We start from the raw sequence: 20,540 nt of genomic DNA, 5'->3' as shown, positions 1-20,540 counted from the left end.
AAGGATGCAAAAGATGTATAAAAATTATAAATATTTAGTCTTAATTACGTGTTTTATGTCGGTGTTAGTCGTTGGACTGGGGGCTTATACACGGCTCAGTGATGCAGGTTTAGGCTGCCCGGACTGGCCCGGTTGCTATGGGTTTTTAACGGTGCCAAAGCACGAAACAGCATTACTACATGTTGAACAAAACTACCCAGATATGATGTTTGAAGCGGCAAAAGCGTGGAAAGAAATGATCCATCGTTATTTTGCCGGTGCGCTTGGGTTATTTATTTTGGCTTTGTTTGTTTTGGCTTGGTTAAAACGCCAATACCCAACTACCCCAGTTAAGTTAACGTTACTGCTCCTTTTGTTAGTGGTATTTCAAGCCGCGCTAGGTATGTGGACCGTTACCATGAACTTACAACCATTAGTGGTGATGGGGCATTTGCTTGGGGGATTCAGTATTTTGTCTTTAGTGTTCTTGTTGTACTTGAGGCTAACCACAAAACCCATTGTGGGTGGGGATACGGGAGCTCGGCCGTATTACCGATTAGCCTTGATTGGCTTAGTCGTCCTGATACTTCAGATTGCCTTAGGAGGGTGGCTTGCGGCTAATTATGCGGCACCGCACTGCAATGGGTTGCCATTGTGCAGTTATGCTCAACCTTTCTCGTTAAAGAGCGTTTTTCAACTGCCACTTGAACACAGTACTTATGAATATGGTGTTTTATCGCAGCAGGCACGTATGTCTATTCACTTATTACACCGTATTTGGGCCCTTGTTACCTGTGTTGTATTGGCACTCATTATGTGGCGTATCTATTCGCACTCTTATTCTCGAAAAATAAAGCATTGCACGGTCACCGTATTAATAGCCTTACTGTGTCAAATCTGTTTAGGCCTTGCGGTTGTTCATTGGCATTTCCCTTTAAGCGTAGCGCTTGCTCATAACTTAATGGCAGCCATGTTGTTATTAACAATGGTTAGACTATGTTTCCACTTAAAAGCAAGAACTTAGGAGGCGATAATGGCCTTAACATTACATACTGAAAAATCAATATTTTCTCATGGTCATGCGTTGTTAAAAGACTATCTTGCGATTAGCAAATTTAAAGTCGTTGCGATGCTTGTTCTCACCGCATGGGTCGGTTTAGCACTTGCTCCTGATATGGGGCGAGGTCTTTTTGTTCAATTGGCAAGCTTGTTGGGTATAGGTTTACTTTCAGCCGCTGCTGCGGTGATTAATCATGTTGTTGATAGTGAAATTGATAGCAAGATGGCGCGCACTCGCCACCGTCCTGTCGCTAAGGGGCGTTTGAGCAAGCAACATGCTTTAAGTTTTGCAGCTGCTATTGGTACTGCAGGCTTTATGATGTTGATCATTTGGGCAAACACCTTAACGGCGATACTGACACTTTTTGCGTTAGTGGGTTATGCATTTATCTACACTTCTTTCTTAAAGCGTGCCACACCGCAAAATATTGTTATAGGGGGGCTGGCCGGTGCTATGCCACCCTTATTAGGGTGGGTGTCTGAAACGGGTCATATGGCGGCAGCGCCTTGGCTACTTGTTATGATTATTTTTACCTGGACTCCGCCTCACTTCTGGGCGTTAGCGATTGCGCGTAAAAGTGACTATGAGCGAGCAAAAATTCCGATGTTACCCGTTACCCATGGTATCGAATTTTGCAAAACATGTGTGGTTGCTTACTCTGTTTTACTGGCATTGGTGTGTGTATTACCTTATTTAATTGGTATGTCAGGGGGCATATACTTAATGGCGGCAAGTGCGTTAAATGCCATTTTCGTTTATAAAGCATTAAAGCTAAAACTGGGTGGGAAAGATGATACCGCGATGGACTTATTTCGTTTTTCAATTGTGCATTTAATGCTACTCTTTATCGCCTTATTTATTGATAAATGGTTGCTTTTATGACGCGTTTTTTAGTGGCACTTTGTTTGGGAGTGGTGTTTTTTTTAACGGGCTGTAGCCCCGAAAAATCACCTCCCGATGTGGATGCGCTGGTGTATCAGCAAGCCAAGCCTGTTAAGTCATTTACATTGATTGATCAGCATGGCGACGCCGCCGATAATAGTCGCTTCAAAGGTCATTGGAATTTAGTCTTTTTAGGTTACACAAGTTGCCCTGATATTTGCCCAATGACGTTGGCTAAATTGACCAGTGTGCAACAGCAGCTGAGCCAAGATTACACGGTACAAGTGTGGTTTGTAGCGGTTGATCCAAAACGAGATACCACCGCAAAACGCAAAGCCTATATTGATTATTTTAACCCTGATTTTTTAGCCGTATCAGGCCCTCATAAACAGCTCTTTCCCTTTGTTAGAGATTTAGGGCTCATTTACGCGATTAATGACAGTGATGAGCAAGAATATGCTGTTGATCACAGTGCGTCAGTCGTGATGGTTGACCCCGATGGCGCGGTACGCGCAATTTTCAAGCCCGAGTTTAAACAGGGCAATGTTCCGCTTATTAACGCCAGTACGTTAACAGAAGAGTTTAAAAAAATTGCAGATTATTATCACTAAGTATCTGTATAGACAAGTGTGATTATTTTCGAGGGAGCGATTGCTCCCTTTTTTGATTTCAACATGTAAGCTACTAAAAAATTTTACAATTTTTTAATTCAATTAATGGCAATTTTAATAACTCGGTCTAAGCTTTTGTTATGAATTGTTTTAAGCAGGGAAAGTGCCAGTAATGTTGAAGCTTCCTACTGAATTAGCCATCACTCAAGTCGAATCACTACATCAAGATTTGTTGCAAGAGTTGTCAGCAAACGATGATATTTGCCTTGATATTAGTGAGGTGACTCGTGCCGATACGGCCTCAATTCAGCTGTTATGTTCATTACAAAAGCATTTGCTTTCAGTCCAACACAAAATTATTTGGGTAGGCGAAAGCAAGCCGTTGCAAGAGGCAATAAATAGTTTGGGCTTAAGTCATTATCTTGTACTTGAGAATACCAATTAAGAGGTTTTTATGAAAAGAATTTTAGCTGTTGATGACTCTGCATCTATGCGACAAATGGTAGGTTTTACGCTAAAAAAAGCAGGCTTTGAAGTCACGGAAGCAAAAGATGGCAGTGAGGCGTTGAACATAGCTAAACAGCAAGGTTTCGATGCCGTTATATCCGATGTGAATATGCCAGTGATGGATGGTATTACGCTCATACGTGAATTACGTAGTTTACCAAACTATAAATTTACCCCTTTATTGATGCTAACGACCGAGTCTGGCCTTGATAAAAAATCCGAAGGAAAAGCAGCGGGGGCAACGGGATGGATTGTTAAACCATTTAATCCTGAGCAATTGTTAGCGGTTTTAAAAAAAGTGATTCGCTAACAATAGGAGCGGGGCATGAGTATAGATCTAAGCCAATTTTATGAAGTGTTTTTCGAAGAAAGCTTTGAAGGACTGGATGCTATGGAGGCTGAGTTATTAAACTTAGTTCCGGGCGAAGAAGACTCAGAAACAATCAACACTATTTTTCGCGCCGCGCATTCTATTAAAGGGGGCAGTGGTACATTTGGCTTTAATTCTGTTGCTGATTTTACCCATGTTTTAGAAACGCTGTTAGACCAAATTCGGGAAGGTTCACGAGATTTAACGGCCGAACATGTAAACTTATTACTAAAATCAGTGGATTGTTTACGAGCTTTACTTAGAGCATTGCAAGCAGAACAGCAACCCGACTTAACCGAAGCGGATGAACTGCGAATCAAATTCGAAGAAATACTCGGTATGCGTGCGGCAAGTAAAGTGGCAGAGCCTGTGCAGGAGCCACTCAGCGAAAACAGTATTAATACTTTCCAAATCGATTTTAAACCACATCATCACCTATTTAAAACCGGCAATGAACCGCTGTATATGATCAGTGAATTAGCTGAGTTAGGTGACTTAGAAACTCAAGCGTTTCAAGATGCTGTTCCTGATGTTACCGACCTCGCCCCCGAAGATTGCTTTTTGTCGTGGCGTTTTTTCTTAACCACAGAAAAAGACCAGAGTTGTATCGAAGAAATTTTCGAATGGGTTGAGGATGACGCCGATATTACGATTACCTTATGCGGCGGTTTATTTGGTGATGAAGTCGCTGTGAGCGCGGCGCCATCAACGCAGGTCGAGACTGACAACAAAAATGAAAAAGCAGCCACCAAGCCCGATGCCGAAGTAAAGAAAGTCCCTGCTGTAAAATCAACAACAACCAACACCGAATCCACCTCAATCCGTGTTGGTATTGATAAAGTTGACTCCTTAATCAACATGGTTGGTGAGTTAGTCATTACGCAAGCTATGCTGACTCAATTAGGTGAGCAAGAAATTACTGAAGCCACGATTGCATCGTTGCAAGAGGGGCTTGCTCAACTTGCACATAACACCCGCGATTTACAAGAAAGTGTTATGCGTATCAGAATGTTGCCTATTAGTTTTGTGTTCAGTCGTTTTCCTCGTTTAGTCCGCGATATTTCGCAAAAACTAGACAAACAAGTCGAACTGAAACTACTTGGTGAGCAAACTGAGTTAGATAAAACGGTGATGGAGAAGATTTCTGACCCGATGGTGCATTTGGTTAGAAACTCGCTTGATCATGGCCTTGAAACGGTCGATAAACGTGTTGCTGCCGGTAAAAATCCGGTTGGTACCGTGACGCTTAATGCCTTTCATCAAGGTGGTAATATTGTCATTGAAATTATGGATGACGGACAAGGCCTCAATACCACCAAAATACGCGAAAAAGCCATTAAAAATGGCTTGATATCAGAAGCAGACGATCTATCTGATAATGAAGTTAACGAACTAATTTTCTTACCCGGCTTTTCAACGGCTGACCAAGTGAGCGACTTGTCGGGTCGCGGTGTTGGTATGGATGTGGTTAGACGAAATATTGAAGCCTTGAGTGGTTCCGTTGAAGTGTCGTCTGCCCCAGGTGTTGGTTCAACGTTCACCATTCGCTTACCACTCACGCTGGCTATATTAGATGGTCAACTTGTTCGTGTGGCTGAGCATACCTACATTATTCCACTTATTTCGATTATTGAATCGTTGCAAATCGATATCACGAAGGTCAGTCGAGTTGGAAAAGATTTGGATGTGTTGCGGCTACGCGATGAATACATCCCGATTTTACGTCTATACAGTATTTTTAATCATCAAGGTGCGATTGAAACACTGGATAAAACCTTACTGGTGGTGGTGGAAAGTGATAACCAAAAAATTGGTTTATTGGTTGATGACTTATTATCCCAGCAACAGGTTGTTATTAAGAGCTTAGAGGCGAATTATCAAAAGGTCGATGGCGTCTCAGGGGCAACAATCTTAGGGGATGGCCGCGTTTCACTGATTGTTGATATTAGTGGCTTAATTAAGTTATCAGGGCTTAGAAAGCCCGGCAGTCAAGAGCTAATAATAGAGTCAAAAGCTAACTTGGAGGCGTCATGATTGCAGCACACGATGACCTACATAATAAGCTGAATATTGAGCAAGACCAAGATGTTAAACAGTTTCTAACCTTCTTTATGGCTGAAGAAGAGTACGGTGTAGATATTTTAACTGTGCAAGAAATACGCAGTTGGGAAGAAATAACGGTTATTCCAAACTCACCCGATTTCGTCAAGGGGGTGATCAACTTACGTGGCACGATAGTGCCTATTGTTGATTTGCGGTTGCGATTTGGTATTCCGGCTATTGAGTATGGGCCACTCACAGTGGTGATTGTACTGAAAGTAGAGTTAGAGAACGCAAGTAAAATTATGGGCATCGTTGTTGATGCTGTTTCGGATGTCTATAGCATTGCTGAGCATGAGGCAAAAGCAGTGCCACATCTATCTGACTCAGATAACGCACAGTACGTTGCGGGGTTAGTAAATGTGGGTGAAAAAATGGTCGCGTTACTCGACCTACAAAAAACAATGGACATTTAATTGGGTAGATTAACAAGAAGGTGAAGGGTATGGGATGGTTTAGCAGTCCTAAAAATGTTGAGTCAAATAATGATTTGGTTGTTGCAGCATTAAATAAATCGCTTGCAGTGATTGAGTTTCAACCGTCTGGGTCGATCATTACTGCCAATGCAAATTTTTTAAATGCCATGGGCTATCGGCTAGAAGAAGTTCAGGGTCAACATCATTCAATGTTTATTGCAGAAGAAGATGCACAAAGTCCCGAATACCAACAGTTTTGGCAGCGCTTGCGCAGCGGTGAATTTATTTCGGATGAATTTAAACGGTTCGGTAAAAACGGCAAAGAAATTTGGATCCAAGCAACCTATAACCCAATTATTGATAGCAATGGTAGCGTAGTCAAAGTGATTAAATTCGCCAGCGATATCACTGCACAGAAGGAGCTTGAAAAACAATCTAAACGTGATGCTGACCTGTCAAATGCACTGCGTGTATGCCAAGCAAATGTGATGATGGCTAACAATGATTTAGAAATAGTGTTTGTAAATGAGCAAGTGAAGCAAATGCTCAAAGCACGTGAAGCCGCATTGAAAACAGTGCTGCCTAGCTTTTCTGTTGAAAATTTAATTGGCACCTGTGTTGATGATTTTCATAAGCATCCTTCACATCAACGTGAATTACTAAAGAATTTATCTGAACCCTATAAAACGACACTGCGCTTAGCGGGTCTTATTTTTAGCTTGATTGCAACCCCTTGGGTTAATTCGTCGGGTAAGCGTTTAGGGACAATTGTTGAATGGCAAGATATCACTGACAGTGTCAATAAAGCAGAAGCCGAAAAGCGTGAAGCTGAAGAGAATCTACGGGTACGTCGCGCGCTTGACCGCGTAGGCACTAACACCATGATTGCCGATGCGAATAACGACATCATCTATATGAACGAAGCGGTGCTCAATATGATGAAAGTGGCAGAGAGCGATCTTCGAAAAGACCTGCCTAACTTTAACAGCAGTAATTTACTCGGTCAGAATATTGATGTGTTCCATAAAAACCCTGCACATCAACGTAATTTATTATCAAAACTGAGTGATACCTACAGCACTGAGATTCAAGTAGGTGGACGTACTTTTGGTTTGGTAGCTAACCCTATTTTTACCCCTGAAAACGAACGAATTGGAACGGTTGTTGAGTGGGAAGATAGAACCGCAGAAGTTGCTATCGAGAAAGAAATCGCTGGTCTGGTAACCGCTGCAGGTAAAGGTGATTTAGAGGCACGAGTTGAAATTGCGGGTAAAACAGGCTTCTTCTTACGTTTAGCACAGGGCCTAAATAGCTTAGTGGGTATTGTAGATGATGCCGTAAAAGACACTGCTAATATGCTTGATGCTATGGCTAATGGTGATTTATCTAAGCGTATTGAACAAGAGTACCAAGGTTCATTTGATAAATTAAAACGCGATGCGAATGCCACGGCTGATAAGTTAACGGAGGTTATTAACCGCATAAATACATCAGCGACATTGGTGGCCAGTGGTGCAGAAGAAATCTCGCAAGGCAATGCAGACTTAAGTCAACGTACTGAAGAGCAGGCATCTTCGCTTGAAGAAACAGCATCAAGTATGGAAGAGATGACCAGTACAGTTCGTCAAAATGCCGATAATGCAAAAGAGGTTAACGAGCTTGCCGAAGAGACTCGTAGCAAGGCACAAAAAGGAGGCGAGGTTGTCAACCGTGCCGTAACGAGTATGTCGGCTATTAATGAATCGAGTAAGAAGATAGCAGATATCATCAGTGTAATTGATGAAATTGCCTTCCAAACTAATCTACTTGCATTAAATGCCGCGGTAGAGGCTGCACGTGCTGGTGAACAAGGGCGTGGCTTTGCGGTTGTTGCGGGTGAAGTGCGTAATCTTGCACAGCGCTCAGCTGCTGCGGCAAAAGAAATTAAAGAGCTTATTCGCGACAGTGTCGGCAAAGTTGAAGATGGCACATTATTGGTGAATGAATCAGGTTCAACGTTACAAGAAATTGTCACAGCGGTACAACGCGTAACGGCCATGATTTCGGATATTGCGCAGGCATCGGAAGAGCAAAGCTCAGGTATTGAGCAAGTAAATAAAGCCATTGCACAAATGGATGAAATGACACAGCAAAATGCGGCGCTTGTTGAGCAGGCATCTGCAGCAGGTGAATCAATGGCAGAACAAGCCAATGATATGCGCCGCTTGCTTAACTTCTTCTCGCTATCGAATCAAGAGGAAACAGACATCACAAGCAGAGTGACAGCGTCACCGATTAAACAATCGAGCCCGTCTGGGCGCTCAGCTCCCAAAGGAAATAACTTTGTTGACCCAGGCGATGAGTGGGAAGAGTTTTAATACGCTTGCCGTTTCACCATAGTGAATGTCAATGGTGTGAACTAACAAAGCTTATTGAGCAAAAAGACACGGCAAGGTGACCAAAGTAAGGGGATCATGAGTAACCGCTTACCTGCAGTGGGTTACCTTACGTATCGGTGCAATCATGCTTAACACGCTTATGATCGTCTCGCTGTTTTTACCCGCGGGACTGATTAACCACTTAAGTTAATGGTTTGACTATAATGCGCGCACTCTTTGAGGCTAGTGGGTCCAGACATGAAAGAGTTTTTACTGACAGACAGTGATTTCAAAAACATTTCGTCACAGGTATATGATGCTTGCGGTATTGTGCTTGCTGAACATAAACGAGAAATGGTGTATTCACGCCTAGCAAGGCGTATACGGCTTCATAAGCTTAAAAGCTTTAAAGAGTACTTAGATTACTTAGAAGAGCATAAAGAGCATGAGTTTAGCGAGTTTATAAATGCAATTACCACCAACTTAACCTCTTTCTTTCGTGAGCCTCATCACTTTAGTTACCTAAAAAATACCATTGTACCTAAGCTGCTCGTTTCTAATGCGAAGAGCAAGCGAGTACGTGTTTGGTCGGCTGGGTGCTCTACAGGTGAAGAGCCTTACACAATTGCAATGACCCTAAGTGATTTATTTCCAAAAGATTGGGATGTGAAAATACTGGCCACCGATCTTGACTCTAATGTGCTTGCGAAAGCACAAGCAGGCACTTACACGGCTGCGAATGTAAATGGCTTAGAAGACAGTCAGCTTAAACGTTGGTTTCTAAAAAGCCACGATGGACAGCTTTATAAAGTGAAACCAGCGCTACAAAAAAACATTTTTTTTAAACGCTTAAACTTACTGCAAAGTTGGCCAATGAAAGGTCCTTTTGATGTGATTTTTTGTCGCAATGTGGTGATTTACTTTGATAAGTCGACCAAAGATACACTCTTTCGACGCTATTATGAGTTACTTAGTAACTCAGGCCATTTATTTTTGGGGCACTCAGAGACACTCGGTAAAGATCACAGAGAATTTAAGAATTTAGGCCAAACGATCTACCAAAAGGTGGTCTATGAACACTCATTATAAAGCAGTTTTACCAGGGTTTGAGCATGTAAAACGCTTTTGGGATAACCGCAGGCAAAAGGTGATAGCGAAAGTATTGCCGGGTGAATTCTATGTTTCAAAATCGGATGAACTCATCACCACGGTGTTAGGGTCTTGTATTGCAGCGTGTATCTACGATGATGGGTTAGGCATTGGTGGCATGAATCACTTTATGTTACCGATTGAAAAAGGCGTTGATCCCGCCAATGCGCATAGCCTTAATTGCCGTTATGGCAACTGGGCTATGGAGTACTTGATCAATGAAATTCTGAAAAATGGAGCCTCAAAACGAAACTTAAAAGTAAAGTTATTCGGCGGGGGTAAAATTATTCGCTCAATGACAGATATCGGGGTGGGTAATATTCGTTTTGCAAATGCTTATGTACTTGAAGAGGGTTTAGATTTAGTATCTCACGATGTAGGTGGACCTTGGCCTCGTAAGATCATCTTTGATCCGCAAACGGGAAAAGCACAGGTGAAAAAGCTACGTGAACTACATACAGATAAACTTGAAGAACGTGAAGTTAAATACTTACACGAAATTGAGCAACAAGATGCAAAAACGGATATTGAGCTATTTTAGGAGAGCATATGATCAAAGTCCTTATTGTTGATGATTCTCCTTTGATACGCGGATTGCTTAAAGAGATTCTTGAGCAAGCAGATGATATTCACGTTGTGGGGTCTGCAGAAGACCCCTACGAAGCGAGAGAACAAATAAAACGCCTCAACCCTGACGTGTTAACGCTTGATATTGAAATGCCCAAAATGGATGGTTTAAGTTTTCTTAAAAACTTAATGCGTCTACGGCCTATGCCGGTGGTAATGATATCAACATTAACACAAAAGGGATCGCCCATTACCCTCGAAGCGCTTGAAACGGGAGCGGTTGATTTTATAGCAAAACCGACCGCTAACGTGTCTCAAAGTTTGCAACGGTATGCGCATTTATTACATCAAAAAATACGTACAGCGGCTGGTGCTCGGGTTCGCACATTCAAGGAGCAGAGCCTAGAAGCCGATAGCGCCTTATCAACCTTACAATTTAAAGCAAATAGTGTGCTGGCGATTGGTGCTTCGACAGGTGGCACCGAGGCAATTAAAGAGGTTTTGGTGCGTATGCCTGAGCAATGTCCACCTATTGTCATTACGCAGCACATTCCGCCAGTATTTAGCACTTCGTTTGCTATGCGTATGGATCGTACCTGTAAAATTAATGTCAAAGAGGCAGAGCACGGTGATAAATTACGCCCCGGTTGGGCTTACATTGCACCGGGCGATCAACATTTAAGTATTGTAAAACAAGGTTCTGCTTTGTATTGCCAACTCGATACATCTGAATTAGTTAATCGCCATCGACCTGCAGTGGATGTATTGTTTAATTCGTTATTGGTTGCGTGTCCAAAAGCCACGATTGCTGCGTTACTCACAGGCATGGGGAGTGATGGCGCGAAAGGGTTACTGGCATTAAAACAAGCGGGGGCTTATACAATTGCACAAGACGAGTTATCGTCAGTGGTGTGGGGCATGCCAAAAGCCGCTATCGAACTGGATGCGGCTCATGAAATTGTGCGTCTTGATAAAATTACCGCGCAAATGCTTAAGCAGGCCGTTAAGGTGTGATCACCCAAGGTTGTGAAAACCAATAATAGCTGCCTTTTTTCTCAATCGAAGGGGCCGTACAATTAAAACGTGAACGGCCACTTTTCAATTTAGCTGGCGAGATAATTTGCACCGTGTCTTTGCTTGTCCAATTTAAGTCTGCTTGACCAATCCCCGAGACATAGCACGCAAATTGGCTTTTATGAAAGTCTTGCATATCAAATTGAATGCTTAAGCTAGGTGGATTCTCGTTAGTAACACTGTCTGAGTAATTTAACGCTTTGATAGTGAAAGCCTGTGACGCTAATTTTGTCGATAATGTATCAAGTTTGGAGTAAAAGCCTGATGCAGGGAAGCGTGGTAAACGGGTAAAGTCAGAATGAATACCCACCGCACCTGAGTGTTGACCAATACCAACAAAGCCAATTGACTTAACCAGTGCTTGAAGTGAATTATTAAATTCGCCATAGGGATAGGCTACGTATTTATAGTCATGACCAATCTCTTCTTTGATACGCTTTTGTGCTGCGAGAATGTCGTTTTTAGTCCGTGCTTGCCATTGTGCGTCAGTTTCACCCTGTTGCTTTAAATGCATGTAATTATGCGCTTGGGTGTGATTACTAATAAGTGCCCCTTTTTTAGAAAGCGCTTTTAATTGCTGCCATGTCATGACATAGCTTTTACCTTCATCAATCAGTTTTGGATTAACAAAAATAGTGTAGGGGTAGCCGAACTTCTCAAGAATTGGCGCGGCTTGTTCATAATTGTTTTTATAACCATCGTCAAAGGTAATTGCGACGGTTTTATCGGTTAATTCTTTGCCAGATTGCAGTGAACTAATTAGCTCATTTAATGGCACTACAGTAAAGTGATGATCTTTTAAATACTGCATGTGTTTTATAAATGTTTCACTGCTGACACTGGTGACCGCAGGAAGGGTTTCACTCACATGATGATACTGTAAAATAACGGCGCCGTGGGCACGCATTGATAAACCTAACAGGACTGCAAAAATTACATGAAACATTTTCTTAAACGTCATAAGGCACACCATAAAAGTTTGCTGTTATTAGCCGGTCCAATGATCTTATCAAATATTACTGTCCCACTGTTAGGATTAGTTGATACTGCCGTGATTGGTCACTTAGGAAGTGCTCACTACTTGGCGGGGATAGCGTTAGGCTCTACGGTTATTTCGTTACTATTTTGGCTGGCAGGCTTTTTAAGAATGAGTACGACGGGGCTGGTGGCACAAGCTTACGGTAAAAATGACCTTACTTTGCTAGGTGAACTGTTAAAGCGTAGTTTGTTGCTTGCAACTGGGGTTGCGTTGTTATTAATCGCGCTCAGCACACCAATTCAATCCTTAATGGCTTACTTGTCAAATGCCAATCAAGCTGTTTTAGAACAGGCGTATAGCTATTTTTCTGTTCGTATTTTTAGTGCGCCAGCGGCCCTTTGTAATTTGGTGCTATTAGGGTGGATGCTCGGTGTACATTATGGACGAGGTCCATTTTATTTATTATTAATTACCAATATCACAAATATTGTGCTCGATATTTACTTTGTGGTTTTTCTTAATTGGGGAGTGGCGGGCGCGGCTTGGGCCTCGCTTATTGCCGATTATATCGCATTCGGTTTTGCTGTTTTTCTGGTGTTACAACTTGCTAAAAAGCAAGGTATTAATTTGGCCGTTAAAGCATGGTTAAGCGTAGCTAAAATAGGCGAGCTGCTTAATTTAAACCGCGATATTTTCATTCGTTCACTGGCACTGCAATTGTGCTTTAGCTTTATGACTTTTTATGGCGCTAGAATCGGTGAAACAACATTAGCAGCTAATGCCGTATTGCTGAACTTTCTGATGTTGGTGAGTTTTGCTTTAGATGGTATTGCTTATGCGAGCGAAGCAAAAGTAGGCAAAGCCAAAGGGGAGCAGAGTGTTGAACAGATCAAACTTTGGGTGAATTTAAGCTTGTTCTGGGGAGGACTCTTTGCGCTCTTTTATAGCCTGATTTTTTTAGTGTTTGGTGGCGCTATTATTCGCCTTTTAACCGATGTGCCTGAGGTTGTCAGTCTGGCTACACACTACTTACCTTGGGTCATTATATTGCCCATTGCGGCCATGGGGTGCTTTTTATTCGATGGTGTATTTGTTGGTTTAACACGCGCAAAAGACATGCGAAATACCATGCTAATAAGCGCGACATTTGGTTTCTTTGGGTTATTTTGGTTGGTAAGCGACTGGCAAAATCATGGATTATGGTTCGCTATGACAAGCTTTATGTTATTGCGTGGCGTTACGTTATGGCTACGTTATCGCGCAATGGTTAAGCAACAACAGTTGTTAATTTGAGTGGTTATTTCCACAGGTCAAGATCATCATCTTTAGGGGATGTACGCTTAAGCACTTGTGCGAAACGGTTCGCAAAAATACCTAAGTAGCCCCAAAATGCAAAAAACAATGCAACAGCTAAAATGACAAGCCCCACAAGCTGGAAAATTGCGGGTCCATAATAGCCGATAGCAATGAATATCACGGCTAGCACAAACAGTGCTAAGCCGCGAAGAAAGCGTTTTAGGCTTAATTTGGGGTCGCTACCTAAGCGAAAAACCCACTGCTTAAGCATCTTAAGCGCTAATTAGTAGTATGAGTGCTCACCCGGGTTGTGATCAGTAATATCTCTCACCCCTGTGATCTCATCAAATTTAGCGATCATTTCTTTTTCGATGCCTTCTTTTAACGTCACATCGATCATTGAACAACCATTACAGCCACCACCAAATTGCAGTACTGCAATACCATCGGCTGTAATTTCCACAAGGCTTACTTGGCCACCGTGGTTAGCAAGTTGCGGGTTAACTTCGGTTTCAAGCATATGTTGAACACGTTCTTGAAGCGTCGCATCGTCGGTCAGCTTACGTGCTTTTGCATTCGGTGCTTTAAGCGTTAGCTGAGTACCCATTTTGTCAGTCACAAAATCGATTTCAGCTTCTTGTAAGAAAGGAGCACTTTCTGCATCAACAATGGCATCAAAACCATTAAATGGTAAACGAATGTCGCTTGCTTCAACTGCGTCTTCAGGGCAGTAAGAAACACCACACTCAGCTTGCGAAGTACCTGGGTTTACAACAAACACACGAATGTTAGTTTGTTCAGCTTGGTCTGCTAAAAGTTTAGCAAAATGAGATTGTGCAGATTCAGAAATAGAAATCATAAAACGAACTATACTTGACTAAATTACTCGGATACTGCCTATCATACTCCGCTCATCGTGTTGTCGCCAGTGTTGAGCGTAAAAAGTTGCATCTATTTTATCGAATGGTAGCGTGAAAACATCAAACAATAACAGGTGCTATCTATGCGTTTAATAATAACAATATTAACCATGCTAGTGAGTTTTTCAGCATTAGCAAAACCACTTTCCTATTATTTTGAAGAAGATGTGAAATTTGATCCGCTTATTCCAACCCCGCAAGAGGTTTTAGGCTACGAAGTGGGCGAGTGGCATGTACGCCATGATCAACTTGTTCAGTATATGCAAATATTGGCAGACAAAAGTGAGCGTATTAACATTGAAGTAATTGGCCGGACGCACGAGCAGCGACCCTTGGTCATGTTAACGATTACTGCGCCAGATAAATTAGGCCAAGTAGAGCAAATTCGTAAAGCACATTTAGCTCGCTTAAGCGGTGGAAATACTGACTCAAGCAAGCAACCTGCGGTTGTGTGGATGGGTTACAGTGTGCATGGCAATGAGTCTTCAGGTAGCAACGCATCGCTATTAGTTGCTTATTATCTTGCTGCGGCACAAGGGCCTGAAATTGACACCTTATTAAACAACACCGTTATTTTATTAGACCCCTCTTTGAATCCTGATGGCTTAGCGCGTTTTGCGAATTGGGCAAATAGCAATCGAGGCATGAACTTATCATCGGACCCTGAAACACGTGAGCACCGTGAAAGCTGGCCGAGCAGTCGTACTAACCATTATCTTTTTGATTTAAATCGTGACTGGTTGTTACTACAACACCCTGAGTCACGTGCGCGTATTGCCCAGTTCCATCACTGGAAGCCTAATATTTTAACTGACTTTCATGAAATGGGCCCAAATAGCACATTCTTCTTTCAACCGGGAATACCAACGCGTAAACACCCAATTACACCAGAAGAAAATGTGACATTAACGAAAGCAATTGCAAATTATCATGCAAAGACGCTTGATGAGCATAATGCGCTGTATTTTACTGAAGAAAGCTTTGACGATTTTTACTATGGCAAGGGGTCAACCTACCCAGATGTAAATGGTGGCGTGGGTATTTTATTTGAACAAGCCAGTTCTCGTGGGCACTTACAAGAAACAATTAACGGCCCGTTGAGTTTTCCATTTACTATTAAAAATCAACTGTTAACGAGCTTATCTACATTCCAAGCAGCGATTGATAATCGCCAAGACTTACTAGACTATCAAGCTGAGTTTTACACTAAAGCTACGGATCTTGCTGGCGATGAAGATTTTAAAGGCTATGTGGTAAAAGGCGGCGCTGATAATAGCCGTATGGCGTATTTTTTAGACGTGTTAAAGCAACACCAAATCAATGCGTATTTGCTTGAAGAGCCCTTAAAAGTGAATGGTCAGAGCTTTTCTGAAAAAAGCTACTACGTGCCATTAGCACAGCCACAATTTCGTTTAGTAAAAGCGATTTTTAGCGAGCAACAACGCTTTGTTGACAATACTTTTTATGATGTTTCGGGCTGGACATTGGCCCATGCATTTAATTTAGAGTTTGCCAAAGTGAGCAGCAATTGGGGCTTAAACATTGCAAAAATGCCGTGGCAGAAAACGGTTAAATCAAGCTTCGCTGCGTTACCACAAAGCTATGCTTATGCATTTAAGTGGGATGACTACCTTGCTCCTAAAATGTTAAATAACTTACTTAAGCAAGGTGTTCAAGCACGTGTTGCGCTTAGTTCACTTACAGCAAAAACACCCGCAGGTGAGGTTGCTTTTGAGCCAGGCAGTATTTTATTACCAGCCGGTATTCAAACAGACCCTAATTGGGTGCGTTATTTAAACCAAGCACAAACAGATTTCGGTATTGAAATTGTTCCCATCAGCTCTGGTTTAACAGTGAAAGGGGCTGATTTAGGGTCTCGTTCTATGGCTGTTGTTAAAGCACCTAAGGTACTGCTTATTGGTGGCGAAGGAACCAGCCAGTATGAGCTTGGCGAAGTGTGGTATTACCTTGATCGCTTTGTTGACATTGCCCCGAGTATTATTGAAATGGAGCGTTTAGATAATATTAACCTCGATAAGTACAGCCATATTGTGCTTGCGCATGGTAATTATAATCGCCTTGATGATGCGACTAAAATTGCAATAAAAGCGTGGGTTCGTAAAGGCGGGGTAATCTGGGGCCATAAAGGCGGTGCTAAATTCTTAGCGGATCAGCAACTATTAAAAGCGAATTATTTGTCACGCCGTGATGTTGCAAGTGCATTTGATACAAAAGGCCTTACTTATGCCGATAAAGATGACTTAGCAGGGCGCCAACGCATTGCAGGTGCCATTTTTAATACTCACGTTGACTTATCGCACCCACTGACGTTCTCGCTTGAGCGCAATAACTTACCTGTATTTAAAAATAGCACTTGGTTACTTGAAAAATCGGAGGCACCATTTGTTAATGTGCTTACTTATACAGACACGCCATTACTTGCAGGCTTTACTGATGATGTCAATGTGGAGCAGGTAGCCGGTGCTGCAGGTTTAATTGCGCACTCTTACGGAAAAGGCAGTGTGATCGGTATGACTGATAACCCCGTTTTTCGTGGTTACTGGTATGGAACAAGCCGATTACTAAGTAATGCATTGTTCTTTGGTCATGCATTTAGTGCATCGGGTGACTAATTAAGGGGAGTCAAACATGTAAGGATTGCCCATACTTGTTTGGCCCCTGCCTGTTTTAATGCCTCTGTTGCTGCGTTTAATGTAGCACCAGAGGTCATCACATCATCAACAATAGCCACCGATTTCCCTGTCAGATCTTGCTGACATACAAACGCATTTTTTACATTCTTTACCCGTTTTGTTTTACTTAGTTTTGATTGTGGCTGGGTGGCTTTTTGTTTATGAAGAGGCGTAATAACGTCTTGCTGTAAGCCCTCTAGAACCGGTAACCACGTTTGGCTTACTTGGTTATAGCCACGCGATAAAAAACGCCTTTTATGTAACGGCATTATGATAAATACATCAGGCCAGTGTGTGTTTGCTGCAAGGGCATGTTGCAGCTGTTTGGTTATGATTTGCTGTAAAGCCACTTTATAATGCTGTTGATTGTTAAATTTTAACTGTATGAGCCATTGTTTATAGGGTGCTTGATACCACGCACAGGCAATGAGATGATCAAAATGACAGTCAGGAAAAGCGTCACAAATATCGGGGCGATGTAAAAGGTTTGGATGACGTGCTAAGTCAAAAAGTGCAAGGTCATCCATACAGTGTGGGCAGAGTGACTGATTACTTTCAATGTGGCCCCTGCAACCCAAACAAAAATTTGGGAACAGCGCATCTAAAGCGACTTTAAACGCCTGAATTAAGCCCGCCATTGCATTCATTCCTTTAAACGCTATTATGAGCGCTAAGTGTGGTTGAGAGTTTATAAATATGCAAAATGAAATGGTGTTGTTACATGGCTGGGGAATGAATCAAGGTGTGTGGCAAGTCATTATGCCTGAACTTACGTTTTTTCATGATGGCGCAGTTCGCTGCTTAGATTTACCTGGGTTTGGTAACGCACAGTCAATACCAACACCTTACACTTTGCATGCTGCGGCAGAGCAGCTCAGTAGCGAATTAAATGAAGGATCAATACTTGTCGGCTGGTCACTGGGAGGGCTGTTTGCTTTGTATATTGCTGCGCACTGGCCTGACAAAGTGGCCAAAGTTGTGCTGGTAGCATCAACCCCATTTTTTGCCCAGCACGATGATTGGCCGGGTATTAAGCCGGACGTCCTGAATGCGTTTAAAGATCAGTTAGTGAGCCATAGAGAAAAAACCATAGAACGCTTTCTCGCTATTCAAGCTATGGGCAGTGAGTCTGCTCGTGATGATATAAAGCAGCTAAAATTATTATTGAATCAATACCCCGCTCCCAAAGAGCAGGCGCTAAGTGCAGGACTCGATATACTACAGCACGATGATTTACGCGCTATGTTTGCACAGTTAACGGTGCCTATAGTCGGCATTTTTGGTCGCTTAGATGCGTTAGTGCCTTATCGTGCTCTTAAGAAAATGCAGGCGCTGCAGCCTAATTTTGACTACGAGGTAATTGATAAAGCATCCCATGCCCCGTTTATTTCTCACAAAGAGGCATTTATAACAGCTCTTAAATCAGTGTGTTAAACAAAACCTAGCTTGAGGCCATAAAAATAGCGGGATTATACTTTATTTTGTTCGTTTTGTGAGCGATAATTACGGTTAGATCTCACTGTTGGAGACCATCATGGCAATCGGTTCTGTTTTTAATAATGCGGTAGAAGGTTATAACCGTGCTAGCCAAGGTATTGAAAAGGCAAGCGCTGAGATTAGCCGTGCCTCAATAGATCAACAAGATGATGCTCAGCTTGCGCAGCAGCGCCAATTACAAGCCGCTCGCCCCGATGAAGCAGTCACGCCTCCTGTATCACAACCCGCGCGTATTGATGAGTCGCTGGTCAACTTAAAAGTAGAAGAGTTTAATGCCAAGGCGAATATCAATAGCATTCAAACCGCGGATGAGGTACTGGGCACTTTAATCGATATTAAAGTATAAATATCATGAACATCGTTACTCCTTATCCGGCCATTAACTTAAACACTGCGAATGTGCATACAGAAAGTGCGCGCCGTGATAACCAGTTGCGCGAGGTAATCCCCGCACCTACGGCAACCAAACCCAGTAACGCTGAAAATAAAACTTTAAACGATGGCGAAAAAGCCAGACAACCAGGCACTGACGCTGGCACCTATGATGCGAAAGGCCGTCTTGATGACAACACCGTAGTTCAAGAACGCCAACAAGGCGATTCTGAGCAATCGGAACAAGAGCAACAAGAAACAAAGCAAGAACAAAAAAAAGAGCAACAAGTTGCTGAACAAGAGCAGCAAGATGCGGAACAAATAAAGGAATTAAAAGCCCGTGATACTGAAGTGCGCATTCACGAGCAAGCACATGCATCTGTCGGTGGGCAATATGCGGGTGCGCCAAGTTATGAGTATCAGCGCGGTCCCGATGGTACTAATTACGCTGTTGGTGGAGAGGTTCAAATCGATGTTGCACAAATCGAGGGGGATCCAAAAGCCACCATTGAAAAAATGCAAACTGTACGAGCAGCAGCGCTTGCTCCACAAGAACCCTCAGGTGCTGACCGTGCTATAGCGGCAGATGCAACGCAAAAACTTGCGGCGGCTCAAGCTGAGTTAGCGACTCAGTCTGATGACGATAAGCAGCAAAATGGGCAAGCGTCATTTAAAATTAACCGTGAATTTGCCAATGAAGATAGCCCGCAAGTGAGTGCATCGGAGACTAAAACAGCAAAGCGTGACGTGGAAGTAGATCAACGCGCTCAACGAATTGCTAATTTCTATCAAGCGGCAACCTCTGCTGCGGCTCAAAACCAATTTTCTGCGGTTATTTAACCTCATATTTTCTTACACATTACTTACTATAAATAGGGTTGTTCCTATTGTGGTAAAAAATTAGCTCTGTTAGATTGTCCACGATTTTAAATAAGGATGATTTAACATGAAATATGCTGTACTTATCGGTGCACTTTCACTTGTATCAACAGCTGTTATGGCACAAAACACCACACCTCTTAGCTATGATTATGTTGATGCTGGCTATCAGAAAATGAAAATTGATGATGCTGATGATCTTTCTCTCACGGGCTATGGTATCAACGTCAGTAAACAATTTGCACAAAACTGGTATGTGCATGGCCACTACTCAAAAGTATCTGATGACTTTACAGAGTTAGATATCTACGACAATGTGACTGTTTATGATATGAACAACAACCCAGTCGGTACGGGGCAGACTGAATATCTTTATCGTACAGAGTTAGATATCACGCGTTATGAGTTAGCTTTAGGCTATATTTACTCTCTGTCTGATGTGACTAAAATTGATTATTCAGCGAAGCTGGGCCAGCTAAAATTTGAAGGTGACGTACTGTACAAGCAAGATATCACTTATCAAGAACAAGTACTCGATACCAACTCTGAGAGATATTCTGATTCAGATACAGCTGATATTTTATCTGTAAATGCACAAATTAGGCACTTATTAACCGATTCAATAGAGCTAAATGCGGGTATCGGTTACGAGCGTCTGCATGATGAAGAAAGCGAAAATAATACCGTGCTTCATGTCGGTGCAAATTATGCGATTACAGCTGATTGGTTAGTGACCGCAGCGTATCGAGATGTAAACGACTATTCAGATCTTACCTTCTCAATTCGTTATAATTTTTAGTTAATTAGCAAGCTAGCGAACCTTTCGCTAGCT

At 42.4% G+C, this 20,540-nt stretch carries 21 protein-coding genes; 17 read left to right on the top strand and 4 right to left on the bottom strand.

Features of this window, described 5'->3' with window-relative positions; genetic code table 11:
- Positions 1–13: 13 nt before the first annotated feature.
- The 11 genes from GZH31_RS15385 (at position 14) to GZH31_RS15335 (ending at position 11,012) form a co-directional block, all read left to right on the top strand.
- Entirely contained in the window at positions 14–1,003 is a 990-nt protein-coding gene (locus GZH31_RS15385) for a heme A synthase (protein WP_074989192.1), read from the top strand.
- A gap of 9 nt (positions 1,004–1,012) precedes the next feature.
- Positions 1,013–1,921: a heme o synthase gene (cyoE, locus tag GZH31_RS15380; RefSeq protein ID WP_074989193.1), complete on the top strand. Its 909-nt coding sequence runs from the start codon at positions 1,013–1,015 to the stop codon at positions 1,919–1,921.
- Positions 1,918–2,532: an SCO family protein gene (locus GZH31_RS15375; RefSeq protein WP_118844727.1), complete on the top strand. Its 615-nt coding sequence runs from the start codon at positions 1,918–1,920 to the stop codon at positions 2,530–2,532. The genes cyoE and GZH31_RS15375 overlap by 4 nt, the downstream gene beginning before the upstream one ends.
- A 172-nt stretch (positions 2,533–2,704) precedes the next feature.
- Positions 2,705–2,977 (top strand): lipid asymmetry maintenance protein MlaB, encoded by a 273-nt coding sequence (locus GZH31_RS15370; protein ID WP_036973417.1) that lies wholly within the window; start codon positions 2,705–2,707, stop codon positions 2,975–2,977.
- A 9-nt stretch (positions 2,978–2,986) separates the two neighbouring features.
- Entirely contained in the window at positions 2,987–3,349 is a 363-nt protein-coding gene (locus GZH31_RS15365) for a response regulator (RefSeq protein WP_036973415.1), read from the top strand.
- Positions 3,350–3,364: 15 nt separating this feature from the next.
- Positions 3,365–5,443 carry a chemotaxis protein CheA gene (locus tag GZH31_RS15360; protein ID WP_118844726.1) on the top strand — a complete coding sequence of 693 codons (2,079 nt, stop codon included), beginning with the start codon at positions 3,365–3,367 and terminating at the stop codon, positions 5,441–5,443.
- Positions 5,440–5,925 (top strand): chemotaxis protein CheW, encoded by a 486-nt coding sequence (locus GZH31_RS15355; RefSeq protein WP_065979415.1) that lies wholly within the window; start codon positions 5,440–5,442, stop codon positions 5,923–5,925. Before GZH31_RS15360 ends, GZH31_RS15355 begins: the two co-directional genes overlap by 4 nt.
- 29 nt (positions 5,926–5,954) lie before the next feature.
- A complete protein-coding gene (locus tag GZH31_RS15350) occupies positions 5,955–8,282 on the top strand; it encodes a methyl-accepting chemotaxis protein (protein WP_065979414.1) in 2,328 nt (775 codons plus the stop codon).
- Positions 8,283–8,540: 258 nt separating this feature from the next.
- Entirely contained in the window at positions 8,541–9,371 is an 831-nt protein-coding gene (locus tag GZH31_RS15345; protein ID WP_036973409.1) for a protein-glutamate O-methyltransferase CheR, read from the top strand.
- The gene (gene cheD / locus GZH31_RS15340; protein WP_036973407.1) at positions 9,355–9,972 is read left to right on the top strand and encodes a chemoreceptor glutamine deamidase CheD; all 618 of its coding nucleotides are present in this window, start codon (positions 9,355–9,357) and stop codon (positions 9,970–9,972) included. Before GZH31_RS15345 ends, cheD begins: the two co-directional genes overlap by 17 nt.
- An 8-nt stretch (positions 9,973–9,980) precedes the next feature.
- On the top strand, positions 9,981–11,012 hold the full coding sequence (locus tag GZH31_RS15335) for a chemotaxis response regulator protein-glutamate methylesterase (protein WP_118844725.1): 1,032 nt from the start codon (positions 9,981–9,983) through the stop codon (positions 11,010–11,012).
- On the opposite strand, the gene GZH31_RS15330 is transcribed toward GZH31_RS15335, so the two are convergent.
- Positions 11,002–12,033, bottom strand: a complete 1,032-nt coding sequence (locus tag GZH31_RS15330) for a polysaccharide deacetylase family protein (protein WP_036973405.1) — start codon at positions 12,031–12,033, stop codon at positions 11,002–11,004. The genes GZH31_RS15335 and GZH31_RS15330 overlap by 11 nt on opposite strands.
- 39 nt (positions 12,034–12,072) lie before the next feature.
- Between GZH31_RS15330 and dinF the strand changes: the two genes are divergently transcribed.
- Complete coding sequence (dinF, locus tag GZH31_RS15325) at positions 12,073–13,344, top strand: MATE family efflux transporter DinF (RefSeq protein WP_231387291.1); 1,272 nt, start codon at positions 12,073–12,075, stop codon at positions 13,342–13,344.
- A 4-nt stretch (positions 13,345–13,348) separates the two neighbouring features.
- Here the strand turns inward: dinF and GZH31_RS15320 are convergent, their stop codons facing one another.
- Together GZH31_RS15320 and nfuA are read right to left on the bottom strand one after the other, a co-directional pair.
- On the bottom strand, positions 13,349–13,618 hold the full coding sequence (locus GZH31_RS15320; RefSeq protein WP_118844723.1) for a hypothetical protein: 270 nt from the start codon (positions 13,616–13,618) through the stop codon (positions 13,349–13,351).
- Between the two features lie 12 nt (positions 13,619–13,630).
- The gene (nfuA, locus tag GZH31_RS15315) at positions 13,631–14,206 is read right to left on the bottom strand and encodes a Fe-S biogenesis protein NfuA (RefSeq protein WP_036973401.1); all 576 of its coding nucleotides are present in this window, start codon (positions 14,204–14,206) and stop codon (positions 13,631–13,633) included.
- A gap of 144 nt (positions 14,207–14,350) precedes the next feature.
- Here nfuA and GZH31_RS15310 point away from each other — a divergent pair, with 144 nt between their 5' ends.
- On the top strand, positions 14,351–16,900 hold the full coding sequence (locus GZH31_RS15310) for a M14 metallopeptidase family protein (RefSeq protein WP_180311213.1): 2,550 nt from the start codon (positions 14,351–14,353) through the stop codon (positions 16,898–16,900).
- Here the strand turns inward: GZH31_RS15310 and GZH31_RS15305 are convergent.
- On the bottom strand, positions 16,897–17,598 hold the full coding sequence (locus tag GZH31_RS15305) for a ComF family protein (protein WP_074989201.1): 702 nt from the start codon (positions 17,596–17,598) through the stop codon (positions 16,897–16,899). The genes GZH31_RS15310 and GZH31_RS15305 overlap by 4 nt on opposite strands.
- A 58-nt stretch (positions 17,599–17,656) precedes the next feature.
- Between GZH31_RS15305 and bioH the strand changes: the two genes are divergently transcribed.
- From bioH to GZH31_RS15285, 4 genes are all read left to right on the top strand, one after another.
- The gene (gene bioH, locus GZH31_RS15300) at positions 17,657–18,394 is read left to right on the top strand and encodes a pimeloyl-ACP methyl ester esterase BioH (protein ID WP_036973398.1); all 738 of its coding nucleotides are present in this window, start codon (positions 17,657–17,659) and stop codon (positions 18,392–18,394) included.
- A 100-nt stretch (positions 18,395–18,494) separates the two neighbouring features.
- Positions 18,495–18,803: a hypothetical protein gene (locus tag GZH31_RS15295; RefSeq protein WP_036973397.1), complete on the top strand. Its 309-nt coding sequence runs from the start codon at positions 18,495–18,497 to the stop codon at positions 18,801–18,803.
- Positions 18,804–18,808: 5 nt separating this feature from the next.
- The gene (locus GZH31_RS15290) at positions 18,809–19,669 is read left to right on the top strand and encodes a putative metalloprotease CJM1_0395 family protein (RefSeq protein WP_074989202.1); all 861 of its coding nucleotides are present in this window, start codon (positions 18,809–18,811) and stop codon (positions 19,667–19,669) included.
- A 106-nt stretch (positions 19,670–19,775) separates the two neighbouring features.
- On the top strand, positions 19,776–20,507 hold the full coding sequence (locus GZH31_RS15285) for an outer membrane beta-barrel protein (RefSeq protein WP_180311212.1): 732 nt from the start codon (positions 19,776–19,778) through the stop codon (positions 20,505–20,507).
- Positions 20,508–20,540: the final 33 nt, after the last annotated feature.

Origin of the sequence: Pseudoalteromonas sp. JSTW, assembly GCF_013423925.1 — a bacterium.
In the GTDB taxonomy this organism is placed as follows: domain Bacteria; phylum Pseudomonadota; class Gammaproteobacteria; order Enterobacterales; family Alteromonadaceae; genus Pseudoalteromonas; species Pseudoalteromonas lipolytica.
The sequence above is the reverse complement of the archived record's forward strand: the minus strand, read 5'-3'. Positions and strand labels throughout refer to the sequence as shown.